Source organism: Methylobacterium sp. E-025, from assembly GCF_022829705.1.
GTDB lineage: Bacteria > Pseudomonadota > Alphaproteobacteria > Rhizobiales > Beijerinckiaceae > Methylobacterium.
In genome coordinates, this window is the sequence record NZ_JAKSYR010000141.1 from 34,958 (window position 1) to 56,369 (window position 21,412).

Annotated in this window: 25 protein-coding genes; 17 read left to right on the forward strand and 8 right to left on the reverse strand. The window is 70.8% G+C overall.

Annotated features, from left to right (window positions below):
• Nucleotides 1-215: 215 nt before the first annotated feature.
• From MKK64_RS20915 to MKK64_RS20965, 11 genes are all read left to right on the forward strand, one after another.
• Complete coding sequence (locus MKK64_RS20915) at nt 216-776, forward strand: ubiquinol-cytochrome C chaperone family protein (RefSeq protein ID WP_243936921.1); 561 nt, start codon at nt 216-218, stop codon at nt 774-776.
• Complete coding sequence (locus MKK64_RS20920) at nt 773-1,276, forward strand: YceD family protein (protein ID WP_243936923.1); 504 nt, start codon at nt 773-775, stop codon at nt 1,274-1,276. The genes MKK64_RS20915 and MKK64_RS20920 overlap by 4 nt, the downstream gene beginning before the upstream one ends.
• Nucleotides 1,277-1,445: 169 nt before the next feature.
• Entirely contained in the window at nt 1,446-2,480 is a 1,035-nt protein-coding gene (gene plsX / locus MKK64_RS20925; protein WP_147725628.1) for a phosphate acyltransferase PlsX, read from the forward strand.
• A gap of 181 nt (nt 2,481-2,661) precedes the next feature.
• A complete protein-coding gene (locus MKK64_RS20930; RefSeq protein ID WP_147725629.1) occupies nt 2,662-3,639 on the forward strand; it encodes a beta-ketoacyl-ACP synthase III in 978 nt (325 codons plus the stop codon).
• 122 nt (nt 3,640-3,761) lie between these two features.
• Nucleotides 3,762-4,079, forward strand: coding sequence for an integration host factor subunit alpha (locus tag MKK64_RS20935; RefSeq protein ID WP_147725630.1), 318 nt, complete (start codon nt 3,762-3,764; stop codon nt 4,077-4,079).
• Nucleotides 4,080-4,117: 38 nt separating this feature from the next.
• Nucleotides 4,118-4,639: a MerR family transcriptional regulator gene (locus tag MKK64_RS20940; RefSeq protein WP_243936925.1), complete on the forward strand. Its 522-nt coding sequence runs from the start codon at nt 4,118-4,120 to the stop codon at nt 4,637-4,639.
• Nucleotides 4,640-4,724: 85 nt separating this feature from the next.
• Nucleotides 4,725-5,144, forward strand: coding sequence for a hypothetical protein (locus MKK64_RS20945; RefSeq protein WP_187274748.1), 420 nt, complete (start codon nt 4,725-4,727; stop codon nt 5,142-5,144).
• A 128-nt stretch (nt 5,145-5,272) separates the two neighbouring features.
• Nucleotides 5,273-5,728, forward strand: coding sequence for an Ig-like domain-containing protein (locus tag MKK64_RS20950; protein ID WP_409567408.1), 456 nt, complete (start codon nt 5,273-5,275; stop codon nt 5,726-5,728).
• A gap of 229 nt (nt 5,729-5,957) precedes the next feature.
• On the forward strand, nt 5,958-7,910 hold the full coding sequence (locus tag MKK64_RS20955) for a PrkA family serine protein kinase (RefSeq protein WP_147842192.1): 1,953 nt from the start codon (nt 5,958-5,960) through the stop codon (nt 7,908-7,910).
• A 101-nt stretch (nt 7,911-8,011) separates the two neighbouring features.
• Nucleotides 8,012-9,313: a YeaH/YhbH family protein gene (locus MKK64_RS20960; protein WP_243936927.1), complete on the forward strand. Its 1,302-nt coding sequence runs from the start codon at nt 8,012-8,014 to the stop codon at nt 9,311-9,313.
• A 163-nt stretch (nt 9,314-9,476) separates the two neighbouring features.
• Entirely contained in the window at nt 9,477-11,036 is a 1,560-nt protein-coding gene (locus MKK64_RS20965) for a SpoVR family protein (protein ID WP_243936929.1), read from the forward strand.
• 117 nt (nt 11,037-11,153) lie between these two features.
• On the opposite strand, the gene MKK64_RS20970 is transcribed toward MKK64_RS20965, so the two are convergent.
• From MKK64_RS20970 to MKK64_RS21000, 7 genes are all read right to left on the reverse strand, one after another.
• Nucleotides 11,154-11,309, reverse strand: coding sequence for a hypothetical protein (locus tag MKK64_RS20970; protein ID WP_187274747.1), 156 nt, complete (start codon nt 11,307-11,309; stop codon nt 11,154-11,156).
• Nucleotides 11,310-11,379: 70 nt separating this feature from the next.
• Entirely contained in the window at nt 11,380-11,655 is a 276-nt protein-coding gene (locus MKK64_RS20975) for an adenylosuccinate synthase (RefSeq protein ID WP_147725635.1), read from the reverse strand.
• A 20-nt stretch (nt 11,656-11,675) separates the two neighbouring features.
• Entirely contained in the window at nt 11,676-11,879 is a 204-nt protein-coding gene (locus tag MKK64_RS20980; protein WP_147842199.1) for a Trm112 family protein, read from the reverse strand.
• A 93-nt stretch (nt 11,880-11,972) separates the two neighbouring features.
• Complete coding sequence (locus MKK64_RS20985; protein WP_147725636.1) at nt 11,973-12,641, reverse strand: LON peptidase substrate-binding domain-containing protein; 669 nt, start codon at nt 12,639-12,641, stop codon at nt 11,973-11,975.
• 55 nt (nt 12,642-12,696) lie between these two features.
• Complete coding sequence (locus MKK64_RS20990) at nt 12,697-13,611, reverse strand: thioredoxin family protein (protein WP_243936937.1); 915 nt, start codon at nt 13,609-13,611, stop codon at nt 12,697-12,699.
• Nucleotides 13,612-13,849: 238 nt separating this feature from the next.
• Nucleotides 13,850-14,338 carry a hypothetical protein gene (locus MKK64_RS20995; RefSeq protein ID WP_147858877.1) on the reverse strand — a complete coding sequence of 163 codons (489 nt, stop codon included), beginning with the start codon at nt 14,336-14,338 and terminating at the stop codon, nt 13,850-13,852.
• Between the two features lie 53 nt (nt 14,339-14,391).
• Nucleotides 14,392-15,369, reverse strand: coding sequence for a glutathione S-transferase family protein (locus tag MKK64_RS21000; RefSeq protein ID WP_147842196.1), 978 nt, complete (start codon nt 15,367-15,369; stop codon nt 14,392-14,394).
• Between the two features lie 286 nt (nt 15,370-15,655).
• Between MKK64_RS21000 and MKK64_RS21005 the strand changes: the two genes are divergently transcribed.
• On the forward strand, nt 15,656-15,883 hold the full coding sequence (locus tag MKK64_RS21005; RefSeq protein ID WP_243936939.1) for a hypothetical protein: 228 nt from the start codon (nt 15,656-15,658) through the stop codon (nt 15,881-15,883).
• A gap of 55 nt (nt 15,884-15,938) precedes the next feature.
• On the opposite strand, the gene MKK64_RS21010 is transcribed toward MKK64_RS21005, so the two are convergent.
• A complete protein-coding gene (locus MKK64_RS21010) occupies nt 15,939-16,868 on the reverse strand; it encodes an alginate O-acetyltransferase AlgX-related protein (protein WP_243936941.1) in 930 nt (309 codons plus the stop codon).
• Between the two features lie 74 nt (nt 16,869-16,942).
• On the opposite strand from MKK64_RS21010, the gene MKK64_RS21015 reads away from it, so the two are divergent.
• The 5 genes from MKK64_RS21015 to MKK64_RS21035 all read left to right on the forward strand — a co-directional run bounded on the left by MKK64_RS21015 (nt 16,943) and on the right by MKK64_RS21035 (nt 21,371).
• The gene (locus MKK64_RS21015; protein ID WP_409567992.1) at nt 16,943-18,091 is read left to right on the forward strand and encodes a radical SAM protein; all 1,149 of its coding nucleotides are present in this window, start codon (nt 16,943-16,945) and stop codon (nt 18,089-18,091) included.
• A 44-nt stretch (nt 18,092-18,135) separates the two neighbouring features.
• Entirely contained in the window at nt 18,136-18,705 is a 570-nt protein-coding gene (locus MKK64_RS21020; protein ID WP_243936946.1) for a 2'-5' RNA ligase family protein, read from the forward strand.
• Nucleotides 18,706-18,757: 52 nt separating this feature from the next.
• Nucleotides 18,758-19,516, forward strand: coding sequence for a phosphatase PAP2 family protein (locus MKK64_RS21025; protein ID WP_147858874.1), 759 nt, complete (start codon nt 18,758-18,760; stop codon nt 19,514-19,516).
• Nucleotides 19,517-19,631: 115 nt separating this feature from the next.
• Nucleotides 19,632-19,991, forward strand: a complete 360-nt coding sequence (locus tag MKK64_RS21030) for a PilZ domain-containing protein (protein WP_243936948.1) — start codon at nt 19,632-19,634, stop codon at nt 19,989-19,991.
• Nucleotides 19,992-20,066: 75 nt separating this feature from the next.
• Nucleotides 20,067-21,371, forward strand: coding sequence for a Gfo/Idh/MocA family protein (locus MKK64_RS21035; RefSeq protein ID WP_243936950.1), 1,305 nt, complete (start codon nt 20,067-20,069; stop codon nt 21,369-21,371).
• Nucleotides 21,372-21,412 lie beyond the last annotated feature (41 nt).

Here is a 21,412-nt window from a genome sequence, read left to right on the forward strand (position 1 = left end):
ATGTTGCTGATGGGACGGGACGCCGCTAGGCACGCCGGAGCGCGACACCAGGGGCGGTCTGATGAATGCTTGCACCTTGACCGTGGGTTGCCGTACCGCGGGGTTATGGCTTTGACAAGGCAAGCTCGGCCACAGGCCACAACGCTGCGCGACCGGGCACGGCCGTTCCGCCGGGCGCGGCCCGGGCGCCGGCCTCCGGGCCGAGGGCGAACCCCATGATCACCCGGTTCTTCCGGCGCAACGATGCGCGGCGGCGGTCCATTGAGACCCTGCACATGCGCCTCAACGCGGCCTCGCGGCAGCCGGGCCTCTACACCGCGCTCGGCGTGCCCGACGGCGTGGAGGGCCGCTTCGAATCGCTCATCCTCCACGTCATCCTGGCTTTGCGCCGCCTGAACCGCCTGCCGGCGCCGGCGGCGGACGTGGCGCAGGACCTCGTGAACTCGGTCTTCCTCCAGCTCGACGCGTCCCTGCGCGAGCTCGGCGTCGGCGATTTCGGCGTGCCCAAGCGCATGAAGAAGCTCGGCGCCGCGTTCTACGGCCGCGCCGCCAACTACGACGCGGCGCTCGACGCGGGCGATGCCGCCGCGCTCCGCACCGCGCTCGCCCGCAACGTGCTCGGCAGCGAGGATCTCGAAGCCGCCGCCGGCCTCGCCGACTACGTCCTCGCCGCCGACCGCGCGCTGGCCGAGGCCGACCTCGACGGCCTGCTCGGCGCCGGCCCGTCCTTCCCGCATGCGGGCGATGCCCCGACACTCGACCTGGAAGCCCGATGAGCGTGAGCGAGACCCCCCTGTCCCGATGGGTGAGCGTGGCGCGGCTGCCGCAGGGCCGCGGCGCCGTCACCGTCGAGGCGACGCCGGCCGAGTGCACGGCGCTCGCCGCCGACTTCAAGATTCCGGCGATCCGCGACCTCGCCGGGCAGTTCTCGGTGTCCGGCCCGACGAGCCGCCTCGTCGTTACCGGCACCGTCGAGGGCACCGTGACGCTGGTCTGCACCGTCAGCCTGGAGCCGTTCGAGACCAGGGTCTCCGAGCCGGTGGAGGTGGTCTTCACCGACACCGACCGCCTCGCCGGCACCGACGCGGAGGATGCCGACATCCCCGACCCGATTGTCGGCGGGCGGATCGACTTCGGCCTTCTGACCGCCGAGTTCCTGGCGCTCGGGATCGACCCCTATCCGCGCAAGCCCGGGGTGGTGTTCGAGGCGGTCCAGCTCGGCGAGGACGTGAAACCCTTCGACGTCCTGCGGACGCTCCGCCCCGAGGAGCCGTAGCGGGCTCCCGGGTCCGCGGGCCGCCGAACCCGGCCGCCAAATCGGGCCGCACCCTGCCCCTGCGCGAGAATTCGTTTGCCCGCCGGGGCTGGATCGCTATTTTCCGCCGCGCCGATCCCGGCCGTCGCCCCCGCGACGGCGTTCCGTCAAAGGCCGCGACAACCCCTTCATGTCCCAACGCGTGTGCATCTCGCTCGACGCCATGGGCGGCGACCATGGCCCCTCGACCGTCGTGCCCGGTGCCGCGCTCGCGCGCGAGCGCCATCCCGAGACGACCTTCCTGATCTTCGGCGACGAGGCGGTGGTCGCCCCCCTCGTGGCGGCCGAGCCGCGCCTCAAGGGCGGCGTCGAGATCCGCCACACCACCTACGCCGTCGCCATGGACGACAAGCCGAGCCAGGCGGTGCGCCAGGGCCGCGGCAAGTCGTCGATGTGGAAGGCGATCCAGGCGGTGAAGGACGGCGAGGCCGATGCCGCGGTCTCCGCCGGCAACACCGGCGCGCTGATGGCGATGTCGAAGATCTGCCTGAAGACCATGGCCGGCATCGAGCGCCCGGCCATCGCCTGCCTGTGGCCGACGGTGCGCGGCGAGAGCGTGGTGCTCGACGTCGGAGCCACCATCGGCACCGATGCCGAGCACCTGATCGAGATGGCGGTGATGGGCTCCGCCATGGCCCGCATCGTGTTCGACCTCGAGCGCCCGACGGTGGGGCTGCTCAACGTCGGCACCGAGGAGATGAAGGGCAACGAGGCGGTGAAGGAGGCGGCGCGCCTGCTGCGCGAGATCGATTTGCCGAATTTCGCCTATCACGGCTTCGTCGAGGGCAACGACCTCGGCCGCGGCACCGTCGACGTGGTCGTCACCGAAGGTTTCACGGGAAACATCGCGCTGAAGACCGCGGAAGGCACCGCCAAGCAGATCGGCACGTACCTGCGCTCCGCGATGACGCGGACGCTGTCCGCCAAGATCGGCGCGCTGTTCGCCCGCCAGGCGTTCCGCGCGCTGCGCGAGAAGATGAACCCGAGCCGGGCCAACGGCGGCGTGTTCCTCGGGCTCGAGGGCATCGTCATCAAGAGCCACGGCTCGGAGAACGCGCAAGGCTTCGCGGCCGCCGTCGACCTCGCCCACGACATGGCCCGCCACGACCTGATGCGCACGATCCGCGAGATGCTCGACCAGACGCCGACGCTCGCGCCGGCCTGACTTCGCCCCGGCCCGGATGGGTGCCCGGCCGGACCTTCGCCGGCGCGAGACGCCCGCACCGGCACGAGACGCCTGCGCCGGCCCGGGATCGGGGTCGGTGAACGAATGCGATGGAGATCGGAGCGATGCAGGTCTAACAACCGATGGTTGTTGCGCAGGCGTCGCAACGGGAAGGAATCCGATGACAACCCTGCGTTCCGTCGTCGTCGGCACCGGCTCAGGGCTTCCTGCGCGGGTGGTGACCAACGCCGAGCTCGCCGAGCGGGTCGACACCTCGGACGAATGGATCGTCCAGCGCACCGGCATCCGGCAGCGCTACCTCGCGGACGCCACCGAGACCACGTCGGTGCTCGGCATCCGCGCGGCCCGCGCTGCGCTCGACGATGCCGGCCTCACCGGCGACGACATCGACCTCGTGATCTGCGCCACCTCGACGCCCGACCACACCTTTCCCTCGACCGCGACGCAGATCCAGGCGGCGCTCGGCATCACGGCGGGTGCCGCCTTCGACCTGCAGGCGGTCTGCGCCGGCTTCGTCTTCGCCGTCTCCACCGCCGACAAGTTCCTGTCGACCGGCGCGGCCCGGCGCGCGCTCGTCGTCGGCGCCGAGACCTTCTCGCGCATCGTCGACTGGGAGGACCGCACCACCTGCGTGCTGTTCGGCGACGGGGCCGGCGCGATCGTGCTGGAGGCGCAGGAGGCCGCAGGGGCGAGCGGCGACCGGGGCGTGATCAGCGCGAGCCTGCGCTCGGACGGGCGCCACCGCGAGAAGCTCTACGTCGACGGCGGCCCGGGCTCGACCGGCACCACCGGCCATCTCCGGATGGAGGGGAAGGACGTGTTCCGCTTCGCCGTCGGCTCGGTGATGGACGTGATCGTCGACGCGCTCGAGAAGGGCGGCGCGACGGCGGCCGACCTCGACTGGTTCGTGCCGCACCAGGCCAACCGCCGCATCATCGAGGCGTCCGCCGACAAGCTCGGCATCCCGCGCGACAAGGTGGTGCTGACGGTCGACCGCCACGGCAACACCTCGGCCGCATCGATCCCGCTGGCTCTGGACGTGGCCCGCCGGGACGGCCGCATCCGCCGCGGCGACCTCGTGATGATCGAGGCGATCGGCGGCGGCTTCAGCTGGGGCGCGGCGCTGATCCGCTGGTAGCCGAAAACAATTTCCGGAGCCGCCCCGGTTGACCCGGGCCCGACCGGGGATTAGCGTGGCAGATCATAGGGATACGTCGGAAACGACCGCTCCCGGCAAGAAGAACCGCGAGGGGTCGAGGCATGACAGGCAAGACGGTGACGCGCGCCGATTTGAGCGAGGCCGTCTACCAGCAGGTCGGCCTCTCCCGCACCGAATCCGCCGCCCTCGTCGAGACGGTCCTGTCCGAGATCTGCGCCTGCCTCTCGGAGGGCGAGACCGTGAAGCTGTCCTCGTTCGGCTCCTTCGTCGTGCGGTCGAAGGGCAAGCGCGTCGGCCGCAACCCCAAGACCGGCGTCGAGGTGGCGATCGAGCCGCGCCAGGTGATGGTGTTCAAGCCCTCGAACGTGCTCAAGGCCCGGATCAACGGCCTGAACGGCGCCGCCCACGCCGACGACTGACCGCTCGCCCATCGCCGCCCTCGTAGCCGGATCGATCCATGGCGCTCGCTGCCCTCACCGAGGCGTCCGGACCCGTCGACAAGGATCCGGGCGCGTTCCGCACGATCACCGAGGTGGCCGAAGCCCTCGACGTGCCGCAGCACGTCCTGCGGTTCTGGGAAACCCGGTTCGGCCAGATCCGGCCGGTGAAGCGGGCCGGCGGGCGGCGCTACTACCGTCCCGGCGACGTCGCGCTCGTCGCGGGCATCCGCCACCTGCTCCACGTCCAGCGCTACACGATCGAGGGGGCGCAGCGCGTCCTCAAGGAGAACGGCGTCCGCTTCGTCCAGGCGGTCGGCCGCGGCGAGGCGGTGGCGGCCGCGCCGGTGATGCAGGAGACGAGCGGCCCGGCCACGTCGTCCCCCGACGGCGCCGAGCCCGAGACCCGGGATCGCGAGGGGTCGAATCGCGACACCTCGGATCATGAGGCCCTGGACCGCGAGGCGCTGGCCGGCGCGCTGCAGGACCTCTACGCCTGCCGCGAGGCGCTGGCGGCCTTCCGCGCCCCGCCCGAGGCCTGAGCGGCGCCCAGGCTGCGTCGCGACGACGCCGCGCGATGCGTCACGGCGCGGCGAACTTTGCGAGCCGATCCGCGTTGATCGCCGCATGAGCGCACCCCGCCGTTCGATGACGCCGACGCAGGAACTCATCAGCCGCGTGATGCGGATCGTGCGCGCGTGCCCCGACGCGGCCTCCGAGGTCCTGGAGCTGATGTTCCTCGTCAGCCAGATCGAGGCCGCGACCCACGTCGACCGGGATTATCGCGACGCGCGGCGCGTCGTCAGCCGCCTGCGCAACCCGCTCTGGGAGATGGGGCCGACCGATCGCGGCGCGCTGCTGGCCGCGGCCGAGACGATCCGCCGGGTCTGCGGCCTCGACGAGACCGACATCCCCGTCACCCCGACTTCGGATGCGGGCGAGCGGGCGCGGGTCGAGCGCAGCCTCGCGGCGGCCCTGGAAGGCGAGCTCGACGCCGCGCAGATCGCCCGCGTCACCGGCGTGGTCGCGGCCGCGCTTCAGCAATAATCGCGGTCCCGGCTGCCGGCACGGGCCTGCGGCCTCGACGCGCGTCGTGGGCATCCCCACATCGGCTCGGCCGGCACGTGGCCCCATGGCTCCGGATGCCGCGCCAAGAGATGTTCGGAGACACGCCCGTGAGCGCCACCCTGTCCGCCCTTCGCCCCGTCCGCGCGCTCGCCGCCGGCGCCCTCCTGCTGGCCGCGCCCGCCTTCGCGCAGACGACGATCACCAAGAGCGAGACCGTCGCCTCCGGCAAGACGGTTCGGATCGCCATCGTCCCGAACCTGAAGAAGGATTGCTCGCCCGGCCCGATGCCGGAGTTCAAGGTCTCGGGCGCGCCGAAGAACGGCGCGCTGATCACCAAGGTCGGCAAGCAGAAGACGCCCGCTTCCTATCGCTGCCCGAACAAGGACACCGCGGTCCAGGGTCTCTTCTACCAGCCGAAGGCCGGCTACACCGGCGCCGACGAGGTGACGTTCGAAATCAAGAATGCGGACGGTCAAGTGCAGACGCAGAATATCAAAATCACCGTCGAGGCTGCGTCGGCCAAGAAGGACACCGATGCCAAGAAAGACAGCAGCGATCTCTGATCGGAGGCAACCGAAAGCTCGGAGTGCACGTTTTTTCGGCCGGATCGTTCTTTCGATCCGGCCGGACGACCACGGGTAAGCTTGACGGATGCCGCATTTCAGCCCGACGGGTGTTGCATCCAGCACACGCAGCGTCACCGTGTTCGCCGCACTGCGACAAATGCGGGTCTGTCGGTTGCGTTCGCGGCAGGACAGGATGAAGCTGTTGACGGTCTGAGAGGGTTATCGAATGCCGATGCATGCGACCAACGACCTTTTCCAGAGCTTCGCCCGCGGGTACGAAGCGCGCCGCGACACGGAGATGACGCTCTCCGAATTCCTCGAGGCGTGCCGCGACGAGCCGCTGATGTACGCGAGCGCCGCCGAGCGCATCCTCGACGCGATCGGCAAGCCGGAATTCGTCGACACCTCGAAGGACGCCCGCCTCGGCCGCGTCTTCATGAACCGGACGATCCGGACCTACCCGGCCTTCCACGAGTTCTTCGGCATGGAGGAGACGATCGAGCGGATCGTCTCGTTCTTCCGCCATGCGGCGCAGGGCCTGGAGGAGCGCAAGCAGATCCTCTACCTGCTCGGGCCCGTCGGCGGCGGCAAGTCGTCCCTGGCCGAGCGCCTCAAGGCCCTGATGGAGGTCCATCCGGTCTACGTGCTCAAGGCCGGCAACGAGGTCTCGCCGGTCTTCGAGAGCCCGCTCGGGCTGTTCGACCCCGAGACCATGGGCGCCGAGATCCAGAGCCGCTACGGCATCCCGCGCCGGCGCCTGACCGGCCTGATGAGCCCGTGGGCGCTGAAGCGCCTCGACGAGTTCGAGGGCGACATCTCGCAGTTCAAGGTGATCAAGGTCCGGCCCTCGCGCCTGCGCCAGATCGCCATCGCCAAGACCGAGCCCGGCGACGAGAACAACCAGGACATCTCCTCGCTGGTCGGCAAGGTCGACATCCGCCGGCTGGAGACGCTGTCGCAGGCGGACCCGGACGCGTACTCCTACTCGGGCGGCCTGAACCGCGCCAACCAGGGCGTCCTCGAGTTCGTCGAGATGTTCAAGGCGCCGATCAAGATGCTGCATCCGCTGCTCACGGCGACGCAGGAGGGCAACTACGTCGGCACCGAGAACATCGGCGCGATCCCCTTCACCGGCATCATCCTGGCGCACTCGAACGAGTCTGAGTGGCAGACCTTCAAGACCAACAAGAACAACGAAGCCTTCATCGACCGCATCTACGTGATCAAGGTGCCCTACTGCCTGCGCGTGCAGGAGGAGCAGCACATCTACGAGAAGCTGATCTCGGGCTCCGAGCTCTCGGATGCGGCCTGCGCGCCGGGCACCCTGGAGATGCTGTCGCGGTTCTCGGTGCTGTCGCGCCTGCGCGAGCACGCCAACTCCAACGCGTTCTCGAAGATGCGCGTCTACGACGGCGAGTCCCTGCGCGAGGTCGACCCCCGCGCCCGCTCGATGCAGGAGTACAAGGATTCGGCCGGCGTCGACGAGGGCATGGACGGGATCTCGACCCGCTTCGCCTTCAAGGTGCTGGCCGCGACCTTCAACCACGACACCACCGAGGTCTCGGCCGACCCGGTGCACCTGATGTACGTGCTCGAGCAGTCGCTGCGCCGCGAGCAGCTCCCGCCCGAAACCGAGAAGCGCTACCTCGAGTTCATCAAGGGCGAGCTGGCGCCGCGCTACGCCGAGTTCATCGGGCACGAGATCCAGAAGGCCTACCTCGAATCCTACCACGATTACGGCCAGAACCTGTTCGACCGCTACATCGACTACGCCGACGCCTGGATCGAGGACCAGGACTTCAAGGATTCCGAGACCGGGCAATTGCTCAACCGCGAGCTTCTCAACCAGGAGCTGACGAAGATCGAGAAGCCGGCCGGGATCGCCAACCCGAAGGACTTCCGCAACGAGGTGGTGAAGTTCGCCCTGCGCTCGCGGGCCCAGCACGGCGGCCGCAACCCCTCGTGGACGTCCTACGAGAAGCTGCGCGAGGTCATCGAGCGGCGGATGTTCAGCCAGGTCGAGGAATTGCTGCCGGTGATCTCCTTCGGCTCGAAGAAGGACGGCGAGACCGAGAAGAAGCACGGCGAGTTCGTCGACCGGATGGTCTCGCGCGGCTACACCGAGCGGCAGGTGCGCCGCCTGGTCGAGTGGTACATGCGGGTGAAGCAGGCGGGATGATTCGGTCCCCTCGGGGACCTGATCGAGATCCGCCATGATTTCGGACGACCGGCCGGCGCGTTATCCCGGTCGGATCTTGCGGGCGGGGATTTGATCACCGAATGCACATCGTCGACCGTCGACTGAATCCAGGAGGCAAGAGCCTCGCCAACCGGCAGCGCTTCCTTAGGCGGGTCAAGGACGTGGCCCAGCGGGCCGTGCGCGAGTCGGCCCGCGAGAAGGACATCAAGGACCTCGGCAAGGACGGCCGCGTCACGGTGCCGGCCGACGGGGTGCGCGAGCCGCGCTTCTCCCGCCAGCCGGGCACCGGCCTCCAGGACCACATCCTGCCCGGCAACAAGACCTACGTGGAAGGCGACCGCATCGAGCGGCCGCAGGGCGGCGGGGGCGGCCGCGGCTCCGGCGAGGGCGGGGACGGCGGCGAGAACAACGAGGACGCGTTCCGCTTCGTCCTGACCCGGGAGGAGTTCCTCGAGCTGTTCCTCGAGGACCTGGAGCTGCCCGACCTCGCCAAGCGCCGCCTGGCGGTGGTGGAGACGGAGGGGCTGCGCCGGGCCGGCTACACCGTGACCGGCTCGCCGGCCAACCTCGCCCTCACCCGGACGCTGCGCAACTCGATGTCGCGGCGCATCGCCCTGAAGCGGCCGAAGCCCGAGGAGGTGGCGGCGCTCGAAGCGCGCATCGCCGGCCTGGCCGAGGGCGACCCGGCGCTGCCGGACCTCGCCGAGGCGCTGGCGGGCTTGCGCGAGCGCACGCGGCGCATCCCCTACGTCGACCCGATCGACCTGCGCTACCGCCGCTTCGAGCCGTATCCGCGCCCGATCGCGCAGGCGGTGATGTTCTGCCTGATGGACGTGTCCGGCTCGATGACCGAGCACATGAAGGACCTCGCCAAGCGGTTCTACATCCTGCTGCACATCTTCCTCACGCGCCGCTACCGGCACGTGGAGATCGTGTTCATCCGCCACACCGACCGGGCGACCGAGGTCGACGAGGAGACCTTCTTCGGCTCCCGCGAGACCGGCGGCACGCTGGTCTCCTCGGCGCTGGTGGAGATGAAGCGCATCATCGCCGAGCGCTACGACCCCAACGACTGGAACATCTACGCGGCGCAGGCGTCGGACGGCGACAACGTCTCCTCCGACGGCCCGACCTCGACCGAGCTGCTGCGCGCCCACATCCTGCCGGCCTGCCAGCACTTCGCCTATCTCGAGGTCGGCGACGAGAACGGCCCGCGCGCCGGCTTCGTCGAGCACCGCACCACCCTGTGGCGGACCTACGAGGCCATCGCCAAGGCCGGCGGCCCGATCGCCATGCGCAAGGTCAACCACCGCCGCGAGATCTACGCCGTCTTCCGCGACCTGTTCGGGCGCAAGGACGCGCGGGCGGAGGCGGAGTCTTGAGCTTCGCAGGTCGTCATGTCGGGGCGCGGGTCCTCTCTCCCGGTTGGGAGAGGGACAGAGTGAGGGGGGCGACCTCTCCGGACGGACCTGCCCCCTCACCCCAACCCTCTCCCGCACGGGAGAGGGGGTACGTCGCGCTTCGGCCGGCCGATCGGGAGGCGATATGACTGCTCTCAAGACACGCGCGACGTCCGGCGCCCCAAAACCGCTGTTCACCGGCAACGACTGGGACTTCGACACCATCCGGCGCATCCACGACGCCTGCGAGGTCGAGGCGCGGGCGCTCGGGCTGTCGTGGTATCCGAACCAGATCGAGATCATCACCGCCGAGCAGATGCTCGACGCCTACGCGTCGATCGGCATGCCGCTGTTCTACAAGCACTGGTCGTTCGGCAAGCACTTCGCCCAGCACGAATCCGGCTATCGCCGCGGCATAATGGGGCTCGCCTACGAGATCGTCATCAACTCCGACCCGTGCATCTCCTACATCATGGAGGAGAACACGGCGACGATGCAGACGCTGGTGATCGCCCACGCCGCGTTCGGCCACAACCACTTCTTCAAGAACAACTACCTGTTCCGGCAGTGGACCGACGCCGAGGGCATCCTCAACTATCTCGACTTCGCCAAGACCTACATCTCCCGCTGCGAGGAGCGCTACGGCCATCAGGCCGTCGAGCAGGTGCTCGACGCCGCCCACGCGCTGATGAGCCAGGGCGTGCACCGCTACCCGCGCAAGAAGCGGCCGGACCTCGCCTCCGAGCAGCGGCGCGAGCGCGAGCGGGTCGAGCACGGCGAGCAGATCTACAACGACCTGTGGCGCACCCTGCCGGCGAAGGCGGGGGCGACGCGCGCCGACCAGGCGATCGAGCGGCGCAAGGCGCTGCTCGAGCTGCCGCAGGAGAACATCCTCTACTTCCTGGAGAAGGTCGCCCCGCGCCTGCAGCGCTGGCAGCGCGAGATCCTGCGCATCGTCCGGCTGGTGGCGCAGTACTTCTACCCGCAGCGCCAGACCAAGGTGATGAACGAGGGCTGCGCCACCTACTGCCACTACCGGATCATGAACGCGCTCTCCGAGAAGGGCCTGATCGGCGAGGCGGCCTATCTCGAGTTCCTGCAGTCGCACACCAACGTCATCCGCCAGCCGAACTACGACGACCGCAGCTACAGCGGCCACAACCCCTACGCGATCGGCTTCGCGATGATGCAGGACATCGCCCGCATCGTCGAGCAGCCGACGGCGGAGGACCGGCAGTGGTTCCCCGACATCGCCGGCACCGGCGACGGCATGGCGGTGCTGCGCGATTGCTGGGAGAACTACCGCGACGAGAGCTTCATCGCCCAATTCCTGTCGCCGAAGCTGATGCGCGACATGCGGCTGTTCCACGTCGCCGACGATCCGGAGCAGCCCGAGCTGCACGTCGCCGCGATCCACGACGAGCGCGGCTACCGCAAGATGCGCCGCTCGTTCGGCCGCCAGTACGACGTGGCCTGGCTCGATCCCGACATCGAGGTGGTGGACGTCGACCTCGAAGGCGACCGCCGCCTGATCCTGCACCACAAGGCGTTGAACAAGATCACCCTGCAGAAGGACGACGCCCGGCGCGTGCTGCAGCACCTCGCCGACCTCTGGGGCTACGACGTGGTGCTCAAGGAGATCGAGCCCGCCACCGGCACCGTGCTCGGCGAGCACCACGCGAGCGCGCGGCCGATCTTCTTCTGAGGCGTTTCGCGACGGTGCCGCATCGTGCAGGCCTCCCCGCCCGCGGCGGCGAGGGGGGCCCCGCGGCTCGTCCGAGGCCCGTGCGGAAATGGCCGGCGAAGGCCGCTCGGCCGGGGCTCACGCCGTCGGCGCGGTCCCCGGGCAGGGCATCGGTGCGCAGGACAGGCTCGCGGCCGGCGGCTTGGACGGCGGGGCGCGCAGGACGATGATGGCGCTGCCGAGCACGGCCAGCGCCACGGCGGCGACGAAGGTAAGGAAAAGCCAGCGGGGCATCGCCTCCCCTACCACGGGCGGGCGATGGCCGGTACCGCGGCACGTTCGACGCCCCGGCCGGGTCCCCGTGTCAGGCGGGGTCGATCTCGAACTCCATGCCCCGGCCGGGGCCCTGGTCGGCATAGCCGACGAGGGTGTAGCCGCGCTCGGCGAGGGCGGCGTCGAGGTGGTCGCGATGCTTGCGGTAGAGCTGGCCGATCGCCAGCGGCGTCAGCCGCGGGTTGCCCTGGCGCAGCCGGTCGACGCCGATCTGCAGCGGCGCGCCGTCCCGGTCGGCGATGCGCACGATCGCGGATGCGAGCTCGGCCGCCTTCGTCTCGGAGGCGGATTTCGCCTTGAACGCCATGCCCTCGTCCTCGCCCCGGCTCAGTCCGTCAGCTGGCGCGCCTCTTCCGGCAGCATGATCGGGATGCCGTCGCGGATCGGGTAGGCGAGCTTGGCCGAGCGGCTGATCAGCTCCTGGCGGCCAGCATCGTAATCGAGGGTGCCCTTGGTCAGCGGGCAGACCAGCAGCTCGAGGAGCTTCGGGTCGACGCGGGTCGCCTCGACGGCGGCGCTCTGCGTGGTCATGTCCTGCGTCATGCTCTGGTTCTCCATCGGAAGCCGTGCCGGTTGGTCGCGAAGGCGCGGGCGCTCGTCACCGCCGAGCCGTCCTTCGAGTCGTCACTGCATCGTCGGCTCGGGCCCGGTGCTGCGCACCATCTCCATCTCGGTGACCGCGACCAGGATCTCGGCGCGGGTCTTCAGGTCGGCGGCCTCGAGCATCGCCTGCTTCTCGCGGACGCCGAACGGGCTCATCATGCACAGCGCGTTGACCAGGGCCTCGTTCGGCGCCTCCTCGATCCCGGCCCAGTCGACCTTGAGGTCGTTAGAATCGACGAAGTCGCGCAGCGCCCGCAGCACGCCCTCGCGGTCCACCGCGTCCTCGCCGGCGCGCGCGGTGAAATCGATGGCGAAGTCGTCGTAGCTGACCTGGCAGCGGCGATAGGCGCCGGTGGTGGCCAGCTCGCTCATCACCCGGAAGCGGCCGATGCCGGTCAGCGAGAGCAGGTAGCGCCCGTCGCCGGTCTCGGCGAACTGGGTGATCCGCCCGGCGCAGCCGACGCGGTACAGCTTCGGGTTCAACGGCGAGGCGCCGCCCTCGGCGTCGGGCTGGATCATGCCGATGACCCGGTCGGTCCGCAGGGCGTCGTCCACCATCGCGAGGTAGCGCGGCTCGAAGATGTTGAGCGGCATCTGCCCGCGCGGCAGCAGCAGGGCGCCGGGCAGGGGGAAGACCGGGATGACGGGCGGGCAATCGCCCGGCCCCTTGTAGCCCGCATGCGTGCTCATGATGCCTCCAGCAAGACAGAACCTTCGGCTTCCCTCTGCACCCGCAGATCCGCCCTCACGCGAACAGCAGCGTCGAGAGCTTGCGCCGTCCGCGGATCGCGGCCGGATCCATCGGGCCCCAGGCCTCGAAGAACTGGAGCAGCTGCTTGCGCGCGCCGTCCTCGTTCCAGGTCCGGTCGCGGCGGATGATCTCGATCAGGTGATCGACCGCCTTCTCGCGCTCGTTCCCGGCATTGAGGCCGAGGGCGAGGTCGAACCGGGCCTGGTGCGCGTCCGGGTTCGCGGCGACCTCCGCCTCCAGGCCGGCGAGGTCGCCGAGCGCCGCGGCCTGCTCGGCCAGGACGATCGCGGCGCGGATGCCGGCGAGCCCCGGGTCGGCGGCCTTGGCCTCCGGCACCATCGCCAGCACCTGCTTGGCGTTCTCCAGCTCACCGGCGTCGAGCTGGATCTTGGCGAGGCCGGCCAGGGCCGCGACGTTGTCGGGCTGCTGCCCGAGCACCGCGGCGTAGAGCTCGGAGGCGCCGGCGAGGTCGCCCTCCGCCAGCGCCTGCGCGGCTTCCGCCATCACCTGATCGATCTCGCTGGGGCCGGCGAGACGGTCGAAGAAGGTCTTGATCTGCGCTTCCGGCAGGGCGCCCTCGAACATGTCGACCGGGCGGCCCTGGTCGATGGCGACCACGGCGGGCACGCCCTGCAGGCCGAGCTGCTGGCCGATCTGGCCCCAGACCGCCGGATGCTCGTCGACGTTCATCTTGACCAGCACGACCTTGCCCGCGGCGGCGCGGACGAGCTTCTCCAGCACGGCGAGCAGCGTCTTGCTCGACGGTGCGCGCGGCGACCAGAACGCGACCAGCACGGGACGGTTCGCCGATTCGGCGATGACGTCCTGCCGGAAACCGGCCGTGGTGGTCTCCCGGATCAGGTCGGACGCACCCGGGTGCGCGTCCGTCGCGAGCGTGTCGTTCAGCATGCGGTGTCGGGCCTTGGAACCAAATGTCGCCAGACCGGGTACATGGGACTCGGGCACGCGGCTGACCAGTGCGGTGCGCGCGCTCTCGCGCGGCGGAATCGGGCAAATCCGCAGGTTTCGTCGGGTTTTCGCCGGTCCCCGAGGGCTGTCCCGCGCGCGGTGCCGGGCCGAGACCGGATCGCTGCATCCCAGGCTGGAGCGCGTCGTGCGGTGCGCCCCGACCCTCGAAACGCCGGGCCTACTGCGCGGGGGCGCCGGCGGCGGCCTTGGCCTGCGTCACGAAGGTCCCGGCGAAGGTGCGGCCGTCCGGCGCCGAGGCCTCGCAGGCGATGGTGGTCTTGCCCGGTGCCGGCGTCGAGAAGGTGCAGGCGCCGACCGCCGGGGTCGGGTTGCGCACGATGCCCTTGTCGCTCGACGTGCCGGTGGTGACGAGGTTGATCGGCTGCAGCGGGTCGGTCTCCTCGGTGCGCTCCTGCTGCGCGCCGGTGCCGCTGAAGCTGAGCGTGCGCCCGTCCGTGGTGGTGAAGTCGAAGGTCGTGCGCCGACGCTCGGCGCTGTTCCCGAGGGTCGGCCTGCAGGCCGAGGTGGCGTCCTTCCCTTCGATCGTCAGTTTCTCGCAGGTGCCGTCGAGCTGCACCGCGGCCTGGGACCAGGCGGGCCCCGACAGCGCCAAGGGCGCGGCGAGCAGGGCGAGGGCGAGGCGGCGAGAGGTGTGTGCGAGCGTCATGCCGTCCGATCTAACGCGCCGCGCGCATCCGTCGAGCCCGGCGCGCGTTCGCCTCACCCGCCGAAGCGCAGGGCCCGGTCGTTGGGCGCGGCGAAGTCCAGCGCCGGCCCCACCGGGACGATGCCCGTCGGGTTGATGGTCGGATGGCTCTCGTAATAGTGCCGCTTGATGTGGACGAGGTCCACCGTCCCGGCGACGCCCGGCAGGGCGTAGAGGTCGCGCAGGTAGTTCGACAGGTTCGGGTAGTCGGCGATGCGCTGCCGGTTGCACTTGAAGTGCCCGACATAGACCGCGTCGAACCGCACCAGCGTCGTGAACAGCCGGATGTCGGCCTCGGTGAGCCGTGCGCCGCACAGGTAGCGCGACCGGTCGAGGCGGGCGTCCAGCGCGTCGAGCTCGGCGAACAGCGCGGCGAAGGCCTCCGCGTAGACCGATTGCGCGGTGGCGAAGCCGGCCTTGTAGACGCCGTTGTTGACCCGGTCGTAGACCCGGGCGTTCACCGCATCGATTTCCCCGCGCAGGTCGTCCGGGCAGAGGTCCGGCCCGCCGCCGTGGAAGGCCCCGTCGAGCATGCGGATGATCTCGGCCGATTCGTTCGAGACGATCGTCTTCCGCTCGCGGTCCCACAGCACCGGCACGGTGACGCGGCCGGTATAGCGCGGGTCGGCGGCGCGGTAGACCTCGTAGAGCCGCGTCGCATGGTGGATCGGATCGGGGGTGGCGCCGGGGCTGTCGCCGAACACCCAGCCCTCGGCGCCCATGTGCGGGTCGACGACGGAGACGGAGATCGCGTCCTCGAGGCCCTTCAGCGCCCGCACGATCAGGGTGCGGTGCGCCCACGGGCAGGCGAGCGAGACGTAGAGGTGGTAGCGCCCGGGCTCGGCCTTGAACCCGCCCTCGCCCGAGGGGCCGGGCGACCCGTCGGCGGTGACCCAGCTGCGGAAGGCAGAGGCCTTGCGCTCGAAGCGGCCGCCGGTCGACGCCGTGTCGTACCACTGATCCTGCCAGACGCCGTCGACGAGCAATCCCATGGGTGCGATCCGTTGTTTCGCGCGTCGCGCCGTCCGTCGGGAGGGCGACGCGGCGAGGGGGAAAGGTTGTGGCAGGCTTGGTGCCTCTCACAAAACCCCCGTCGTGGCGTCGCCGGCATAGTGAACGGCCGCGGAGGTCGGGGGTTTTGTGAGGTGCACTTAGCCCGTTTCCTGCTTGGATGTCTTCCTCGGTCGTCGCCCCGCGCAGGCCTCGGCATCTCGCATTCGATGCCGGACCGTGAGACGGGTGGCACGATCCCGCCGAAACGTCCGGAGAGAAGGCCCGATGTCGCTTGCCCTCGCGATCCCCGCTGCCGAGGCGGCCGTGTTCACCGCCGGATGCGCCGCGATCCACGCGCTGCGGCGGCAGGCCGACGGGGTGACGCTGGGCTTGGCCGGCCTCCTCGCGATCGTCGTCCTGCTCCTCGGCATCGCGTGGACGCCGGACCTCTACCTCGCGGCCCAGACCGACGACGTCCTCGTCGAAACCACCCTGAGCCAGCCGATCCCCTGACGCGATCTTGCAACGGGAGAGCATTCCACGTGATCCGGGGATCGCGGAGAATGCTCTAGCCGGCCGCGCCGGCCCGGCGCCCGGCGGCCACGTCGAAGTCGTCGGCGGGCAGGCGGGCGAGGAAGCGCTCGGCCAGCTCGAACAGCAGGATGTCGGGGCGCACCCGCTCGACGTAAGCCCAGTCGAAGCTCGACGACCACACGAAGTGCACCTCGGCGAAGCTCTCGGCCAGCAGCCCGGTGAGCAGCATCGGCGCGAAATGCGCGTAGGAATCGCCGAACAGCACCACGCGCCGCGGGTCGACGGCGGGGTTGGCGTTGCGGTAGACCACGTGCGCGCCGACATGCAGGTCGACCTCGGTTCCCGCTTCCTCGGAGGCCGCGAGCAGCGCCCCGGTCTCGACGCGCACCGCGTCGCGGTGGATCTGCGGGCGCACCAGGCGCTCGGCCGGCCGGCCCGGCAGCTTTGCGCCGAGATCCATCACCCGCTCCGTCACGAGGACGGGCCGGGTGCCGATGTCGGCCGGCGGGACCGCGGCGAGCGCCCGCATCAATTCGCGATAGGCGAGCAGGCATCCCTCGGCCGACCAGTGCGTGTCGGTCTTGAGGTAGAGCGGCACCGGCCCGTCGCGGGCCGCGCGAAACGGGCCGAGCAGGTCGAGATAGGTGGCCTGCCCCGCGAGCTTGCGGGCGAGGCGACGGGTCGAGGCCCGGGCCGGGTCGTAGCGCAGGTCGATGGTCTTGTGATCGTAGACCGAGAGCTTTTCCGGCACGATGAGCTGGACGCAGCGGATGCCGAGCCCGGCCGCGCGGGCGGCGCGCGCCGTGATCAGCCGGGTCCAGCCGCGCAGGGTCCACCACTGCCGCAGGGTCCCGCGGTAGCGCTGCATGACGTCGTTGCTGCCGCCGATGAGGAACAGCCAGCCGTCGCGCCCCTCGTGGACGGTTTCCCGGACGGGGGGGACGGGCGAACGCTTCGGGGCCATGGCCGGTGCTTTAGCCGCAGGCCGCGCCCGGCGGAAGTGAGGAGCCGGCACGGGTGCCGGGGCGTTCGGCCCTCATGGAGCCCGCCCAGACCCTCGCGCCACCGGTGCTTTCGCCGCCCGTCCTTTCGCCGCCGCCCGCGCCGGCCGTCTCGTCGACGGCGCGGCCGGCACGCTTGTGGCGTCCGCGGCGCGTCCTGGCGACGCCGGCCGCCCTGGAGCACGCGCACGGCCGGGCGATGCTCGCCCGCGCGGAAGCGCTCGGGCTCCCGGTCGAGCGCCTGACGGCCAACCGCCTCACCGGCCTGCGCCAGGCCGACCCGCGCCGGGCCTACATCGAGGCGAAGGCGACGCTCGCCCTCGTCGTGGCACCGCCGACCAAGCTCCGGCTCCAGCCGATCCCGCCCTCGGCCGACTGGCGCTTCGACCTCGCCGAGGGCTGCCCGGCCCATTGCCAGTACTGCTACCTCGCCGGCTCCCTGTCGGGGCCGCCGGTGACGCGGGCCTACGCCAACCTCGACGCGATCCTGGCCAATCTCGGCGCCTATCTCGGCCAGGGCGCGGTGACCTCGGCGCAGGCCGAGCGGGCGCAGGAAGGGACCACCTTCGAGGCCTCGTGCTACACCGATCCGCTGGGCATCGAGCACCTCACCGGCTCGCTCTCGGCGGCGATCCGGCATTTCGGTGCCTGGGAGGCGCCGGTGCAGCTGCGCTTCACCACCAAGTTCGCCGCGGTCGAGCCGCTGCTCGACCTGCCGCACAACCGCCGCACCCGCATCCGGTTCTCGGTCAACGCCCGCACCGCGACGCGCTACGAGGGCGGCACCGCGAGCCTCGACGCGCGGCTCCAGGCGATGCGGGCCGTGGCGCTGGCGGGCTATCCCGTCGGGCTCACGATCGCGCCGATCCTGCCGGTGCCGGATTGGGAGGCCGGCTATGCCAGGCTGATCCGCGAGGCCGCCGCGGCGCTCGCCGACGTGCCCGACCTCGACCTCACCGCCGAGCTGATCACCCACCGCTTCACCCCGGGCTCGAAGCAGGTGCTCCAGGGCTGGTACCCGGGCTCCGACCTGCCGCTCGACGAGGCCGAGCGCGCGAAGAAGCTCACCAAGTTCGGCTCGGTGAAGTACGTCTTCCCCAAGGAGCTGATGCGGTCGATGCGCGACACGCTGTTTGCCGCGCTCGCCCGCGACCTGCCCGCGGCGCGGATCCTCTACTGGACCTGATCGCGCGCCGCGCCATCTCCGTCCGGCCGCGACAGGAAGCCCGCATGCCAGAGACGCCGACGCAAGATGCGCTGAAGCAAGAGGAGCCGGGACAGGACGCCCGGCAGGCGCCCCTGATCCTGACGCTCGAGTTCGACGCGGACACGTTCGCGCGGTTCGACGGCCTGCGGCGGCGGCACTTCCCGAAGGCGCTCAACCGCATCCCGGCCCACGCCACGCTGTTCCACAACCTGCCCGGCGCCGCCGAGGCGGGCGTGCGCGAGACGATCGCGATGCTCGCGCGCACCGTGCCGCCGCCCGAGGTTGCGGTGACGGGGCTGCGCTTCACCGGCCGCGGCGTGGCCTACGTCCTCGATTCCGAGCCGCTCTCCGCCTTCCGCGCGCGCCTCGCCAAGACCTTCGACGCCCACCTCACCGCCCAGGACAAGCAGGGCTGGCGCCCGCACGTCACCGTGCAGAACAAGGTCGACCCCGACACCGCCCGCGCGCTCCACGCCGCCCTCGCCGACGACTTCGCGCCGTTCCGCTTCACCGCGCCGGCCACCCGCCTGTGGCGCTACCTCGGCGGTCCCTGGGCCGAGCGGGCCCGCTTCGCCTTCGGCGAGAACGCGTGATGGTCTCGATAAATCCTCCCCACGGCGCCCGCGATCGATCGGGCACGGCGCGATGAGCCCCCCCGCCCCGCTGCGGCGCATCCCGTTCCTGTCCCACGCCACCTCCGTCTGGCTCCGGCTGCGCCTCAACGAGGTCGGGCCGTTGCTGGCGCTGATCTGCGTCAGCGGGCTCGGCTACGCCTTCTTCGCCCTGGCGCACGAGGTCGGCGAGGGCTCGACCGAGGCGCTCGACCGCAAGATCCTGCTCGCCCTGCGCAACCCGGCCGACCTGTCCGATCCGATCGGGCCGCGCTGGCTCGAGGAGACGATGCGCGACATCACCGGGCTCGGCAGCGTCTTCACCATCGTGTTCCTGACGGCGTCGGTCGCGGCCTACCTCGCCCTGTCCGGCAAGCGCCGGGTCGGCCTGTTCGTGATCGGCGCGGTCGGCGGCGGCGAGCTGGTCTCGACGGTGCTGAAGCTGTTCTACCATCGCCCGCGGCCGGACCTGGTGCCGCACGGCATGGACGTGTTCACGGCGAGCTTCCCGAGCGGCCACGCGATGATGTCGGCGATCGCCTACCTGACCCTGGCGACGCTGCTCGCGCGGATCGACCGCTACCGCCGCGTCAAGGCGCTGGTGCTGGCGCTCGGCGTCACCATGACCCTCCTCGTCGGGATCAGCCGGATCTACCTCGGCGTCCACTGGCCGAGCGACGTTCTGGCCGGCTGGTGCATCGGCGCCGCCTGGGCGGCCCTGTGCTGGTTCGTCGCGCTCCAGCTCCAGCGCAGCGGCGGCGTCGAGGCGCCGGACCCGCCGCCGGCGCGGTGACGGCCGCATGCCTGCCCGGCGCCGTTAGGGTTAACCATCACTTATACCTGACGAGACGAAGCTTTTCGTGCTCCCTTGCATTGATGAAATGCCAACAAGAGCCGGGATGACTTTCGTGACCTTGACGACGCCCAAGATCGAGCGCCGCCACAGCGACCGCCGCCGGGCCTGCCTCGGCGGCACCCTGCGCCTCGCGGCGTTCCTGCCGGAGGCTCCGTGCCGCCTGCGGGACCATTCGCTGACCGGCGCCCGCATCGTCGTCGCGGAGGACGTGGTCCTGCCGCGCGTCGTCGACCTCACCGTGACCGGCCGCAACGTGACCGGCCGCAACGAGACCCGCCGCGCCGAGGTCGTCTGGCGCGACGGCACCCAGGCCGGCCTCGCCTTCCTCGATCAACCGGCGCGCGAGGACGGGGCGGCGGCCGAGGCCCGGGCCGCCTGGAATGCGGCCGCCCCGCCCGACCGGCTGCACTGAGCGCGCCGGCGCCCGGCGGAACCCTGCGATCCGGCCCCGGGTTTCCCCGCCTCTCACCGACCGAGACGGGGATGCATGGCAGACGATCACGGGCTCTCGCGACGGACCCTGCTGCGGGCCGGCGGCGTCACCCTCACCGGCGCGGCGCTCGCGGCTGCGGACGCGGCCCGCGCCGCGACGACGCCCGGCCCGACGGTGCCGGCCGACACCGGCGCGGTTCAGGGCGGCCGCGTGCAGTTCCCGAACTGGCGCGGCCAGGGCGACCGGCCTCCGGCGCCGACGCCCGCGCCGCAGCCGCCGGGCCAACGGGTCGGCTACTGCGTCGTCGGCCTCGGGCGTCTCAGCCTCGACGAGATCCTCCCGGCGCTCGGAGAAGCCAAGCGCTCGCGGCTCGTGGCGCTCATGTCGGGCACGCCGGACAAGGCCAAGCTCGTGGCCAAGCAGTACGGCGTCGCCGAGAGCGCGGTCTACGGCTACGGCGACTGGGACAAGCTCAAGGCCAATCCCGAGATCCAGGCGGTCTACATCGTCACCCCGAACGCGGTGCACCGCGACGACGTCGTCGCCGCGGCGGGGGCCGGCAAGCACGTGCTGTGCGAGAAGCCGATGGCGGCCTCCTCCGCGGAAGCCCGCGCGATGATCGCGGCGTGCGAGCAGGCCAAGGTCAAGCTGATGATCGCCTATCGCTGCCAGTACGAGCCCTACAACCGCGAGGTCGTGCGCCTCGTGCGCTCGGGCGAGTTCGGCAAGCCGCGGATGATCCAGGCCTTCAACGGCCAGACCTCGGGCCTGCCGGAGCAGTGGCGCCTGAAGAAGGCGCTGTCCGGCGGCGGGGCGTTGCCGGATATCGGGCTCTACTGCCTCAACGGCGTGCGGGCGCTGCTGGGCGAGGAGCCCGACCTGATCCAGGCGCACACCTATTCGCCGCCCGACGACCCGAAGTTCCGCGAGGTCGAGGAGAGCGTGAGCTTCACCCTGCGCTTCCCCTCCGGCGTGCTGGCGCAGTGCATGACCAGCTACGGCGTCCACGAATCGCGGCGCCTGGCGGTGCATACCGGCGGCGCCGACATCGATCTGCAGAACGCCTTCGCCTATGTCGGCCAACGCCTCGTCATCACCCATCGCGACGGCAAGGCGGTGTCGCAGGACACCAAGGTGCTCGGCGCGAAGAACCAGTTCGCCCTGGAGATGGATCACTTCTCGCGCTGCATCCAGGAGAACCGCCGGCCGCGCACCCCCGGCGAGGAGGGGCTGCAGGACCAGATGCTGATGGAGGCGATCTACGAGGCGGCCCGCACCGGCGCGCCTGTGCCGATCGCGCCGATCCCGGGCGCCGGCCTCGACGCCACCCGCGGCCCCGAGCTGGACGAGGCGGGTTGACGCGGCGACCGCCGGAGCGTCGCGGGCCCTGGATGGGAGGG

Coding starts and splice junctions, on each gene's coding strand:
- MKK64_RS20930 (WP_147725629.1), top strand. CDS start 2,662: ATGACAACCCTGCGTTCCGTCGTCGTCGGCACCGGCTCAGGGCTTCCT.
- MKK64_RS20965 (WP_243936929.1), top strand. CDS start 9,477: ATGACTGCTCTCAAGACACGCGCGACGTCCGGCGCCCCAAAACCGCTG.
- MKK64_RS20985 (WP_147725636.1), bottom strand. CDS start 12,641: ATGAGCACGCATGCGGGCTACAAGGGGCCGGGCGATTGCCCGCCCGTC.
- plsX (WP_147725628.1), top strand. CDS start 1,446: ATGTCCCAACGCGTGTGCATCTCGCTCGACGCCATGGGCGGCGACCAT.
- MKK64_RS20975 (WP_147725635.1), bottom strand. CDS start 11,655: ATGGCGTTCAAGGCGAAATCCGCCTCCGAGACGAAGGCGGCCGAGCTC.
- MKK64_RS20915 (WP_243936921.1), top strand. CDS start 216: ATGATCACCCGGTTCTTCCGGCGCAACGATGCGCGGCGGCGGTCCATT.
- MKK64_RS21000 (WP_147842196.1), bottom strand. CDS start 15,369: ATGGGATTGCTCGTCGACGGCGTCTGGCAGGATCAGTGGTACGACACG.
- MKK64_RS20960 (WP_243936927.1), top strand. CDS start 8,012: ATGCACATCGTCGACCGTCGACTGAATCCAGGAGGCAAGAGCCTCGCC.
- MKK64_RS21020 (WP_243936946.1), top strand. CDS start 18,136: ATGCCAGAGACGCCGACGCAAGATGCGCTGAAGCAAGAGGAGCCGGGA.
- MKK64_RS21010 (WP_243936941.1), bottom strand. CDS start 16,868: ATGGCCCCGAAGCGTTCGCCCGTCCCCCCCGTCCGGGAAACCGTCCAC.
- MKK64_RS20990 (WP_243936937.1), bottom strand. CDS start 13,611: ATGCTGAACGACACGCTCGCGACGGACGCGCACCCGGGTGCGTCCGAC.
- MKK64_RS20970 (WP_187274747.1), bottom strand. CDS start 11,309: ATGCCCCGCTGGCTTTTCCTTACCTTCGTCGCCGCCGTGGCGCTGGCC.
- MKK64_RS21035 (WP_243936950.1), top strand. CDS start 20,067: ATGGCAGACGATCACGGGCTCTCGCGACGGACCCTGCTGCGGGCCGGC.
- MKK64_RS21025 (WP_147858874.1), top strand. CDS start 18,758: ATGAGCCCCCCCGCCCCGCTGCGGCGCATCCCGTTCCTGTCCCACGCC.
- MKK64_RS20920 (WP_243936923.1), top strand. CDS start 773: ATGAGCGTGAGCGAGACCCCCCTGTCCCGATGGGTGAGCGTGGCGCGG.
- MKK64_RS20940 (WP_243936925.1), top strand. CDS start 4,118: ATGGCGCTCGCTGCCCTCACCGAGGCGTCCGGACCCGTCGACAAGGAT.
- MKK64_RS20995 (WP_147858877.1), bottom strand. CDS start 14,338: ATGACGCTCGCACACACCTCTCGCCGCCTCGCCCTCGCCCTGCTCGCC.
- MKK64_RS20955 (WP_147842192.1), top strand. CDS start 5,958: ATGCCGATGCATGCGACCAACGACCTTTTCCAGAGCTTCGCCCGCGGG.
- MKK64_RS20945 (WP_187274748.1), top strand. CDS start 4,725: ATGAGCGCACCCCGCCGTTCGATGACGCCGACGCAGGAACTCATCAGC.
- MKK64_RS21015 (WP_409567992.1), top strand. CDS start 16,943: ATGGAGCCCGCCCAGACCCTCGCGCCACCGGTGCTTTCGCCGCCCGTC.
- MKK64_RS20980 (WP_147842199.1), bottom strand. CDS start 11,879: ATGACCACGCAGAGCGCCGCCGTCGAGGCGACCCGCGTCGACCCGAAG.
- MKK64_RS21005 (WP_243936939.1), top strand. CDS start 15,656: ATGTCGCTTGCCCTCGCGATCCCCGCTGCCGAGGCGGCCGTGTTCACC.
- MKK64_RS20935 (WP_147725630.1), top strand. CDS start 3,762: ATGACAGGCAAGACGGTGACGCGCGCCGATTTGAGCGAGGCCGTCTAC.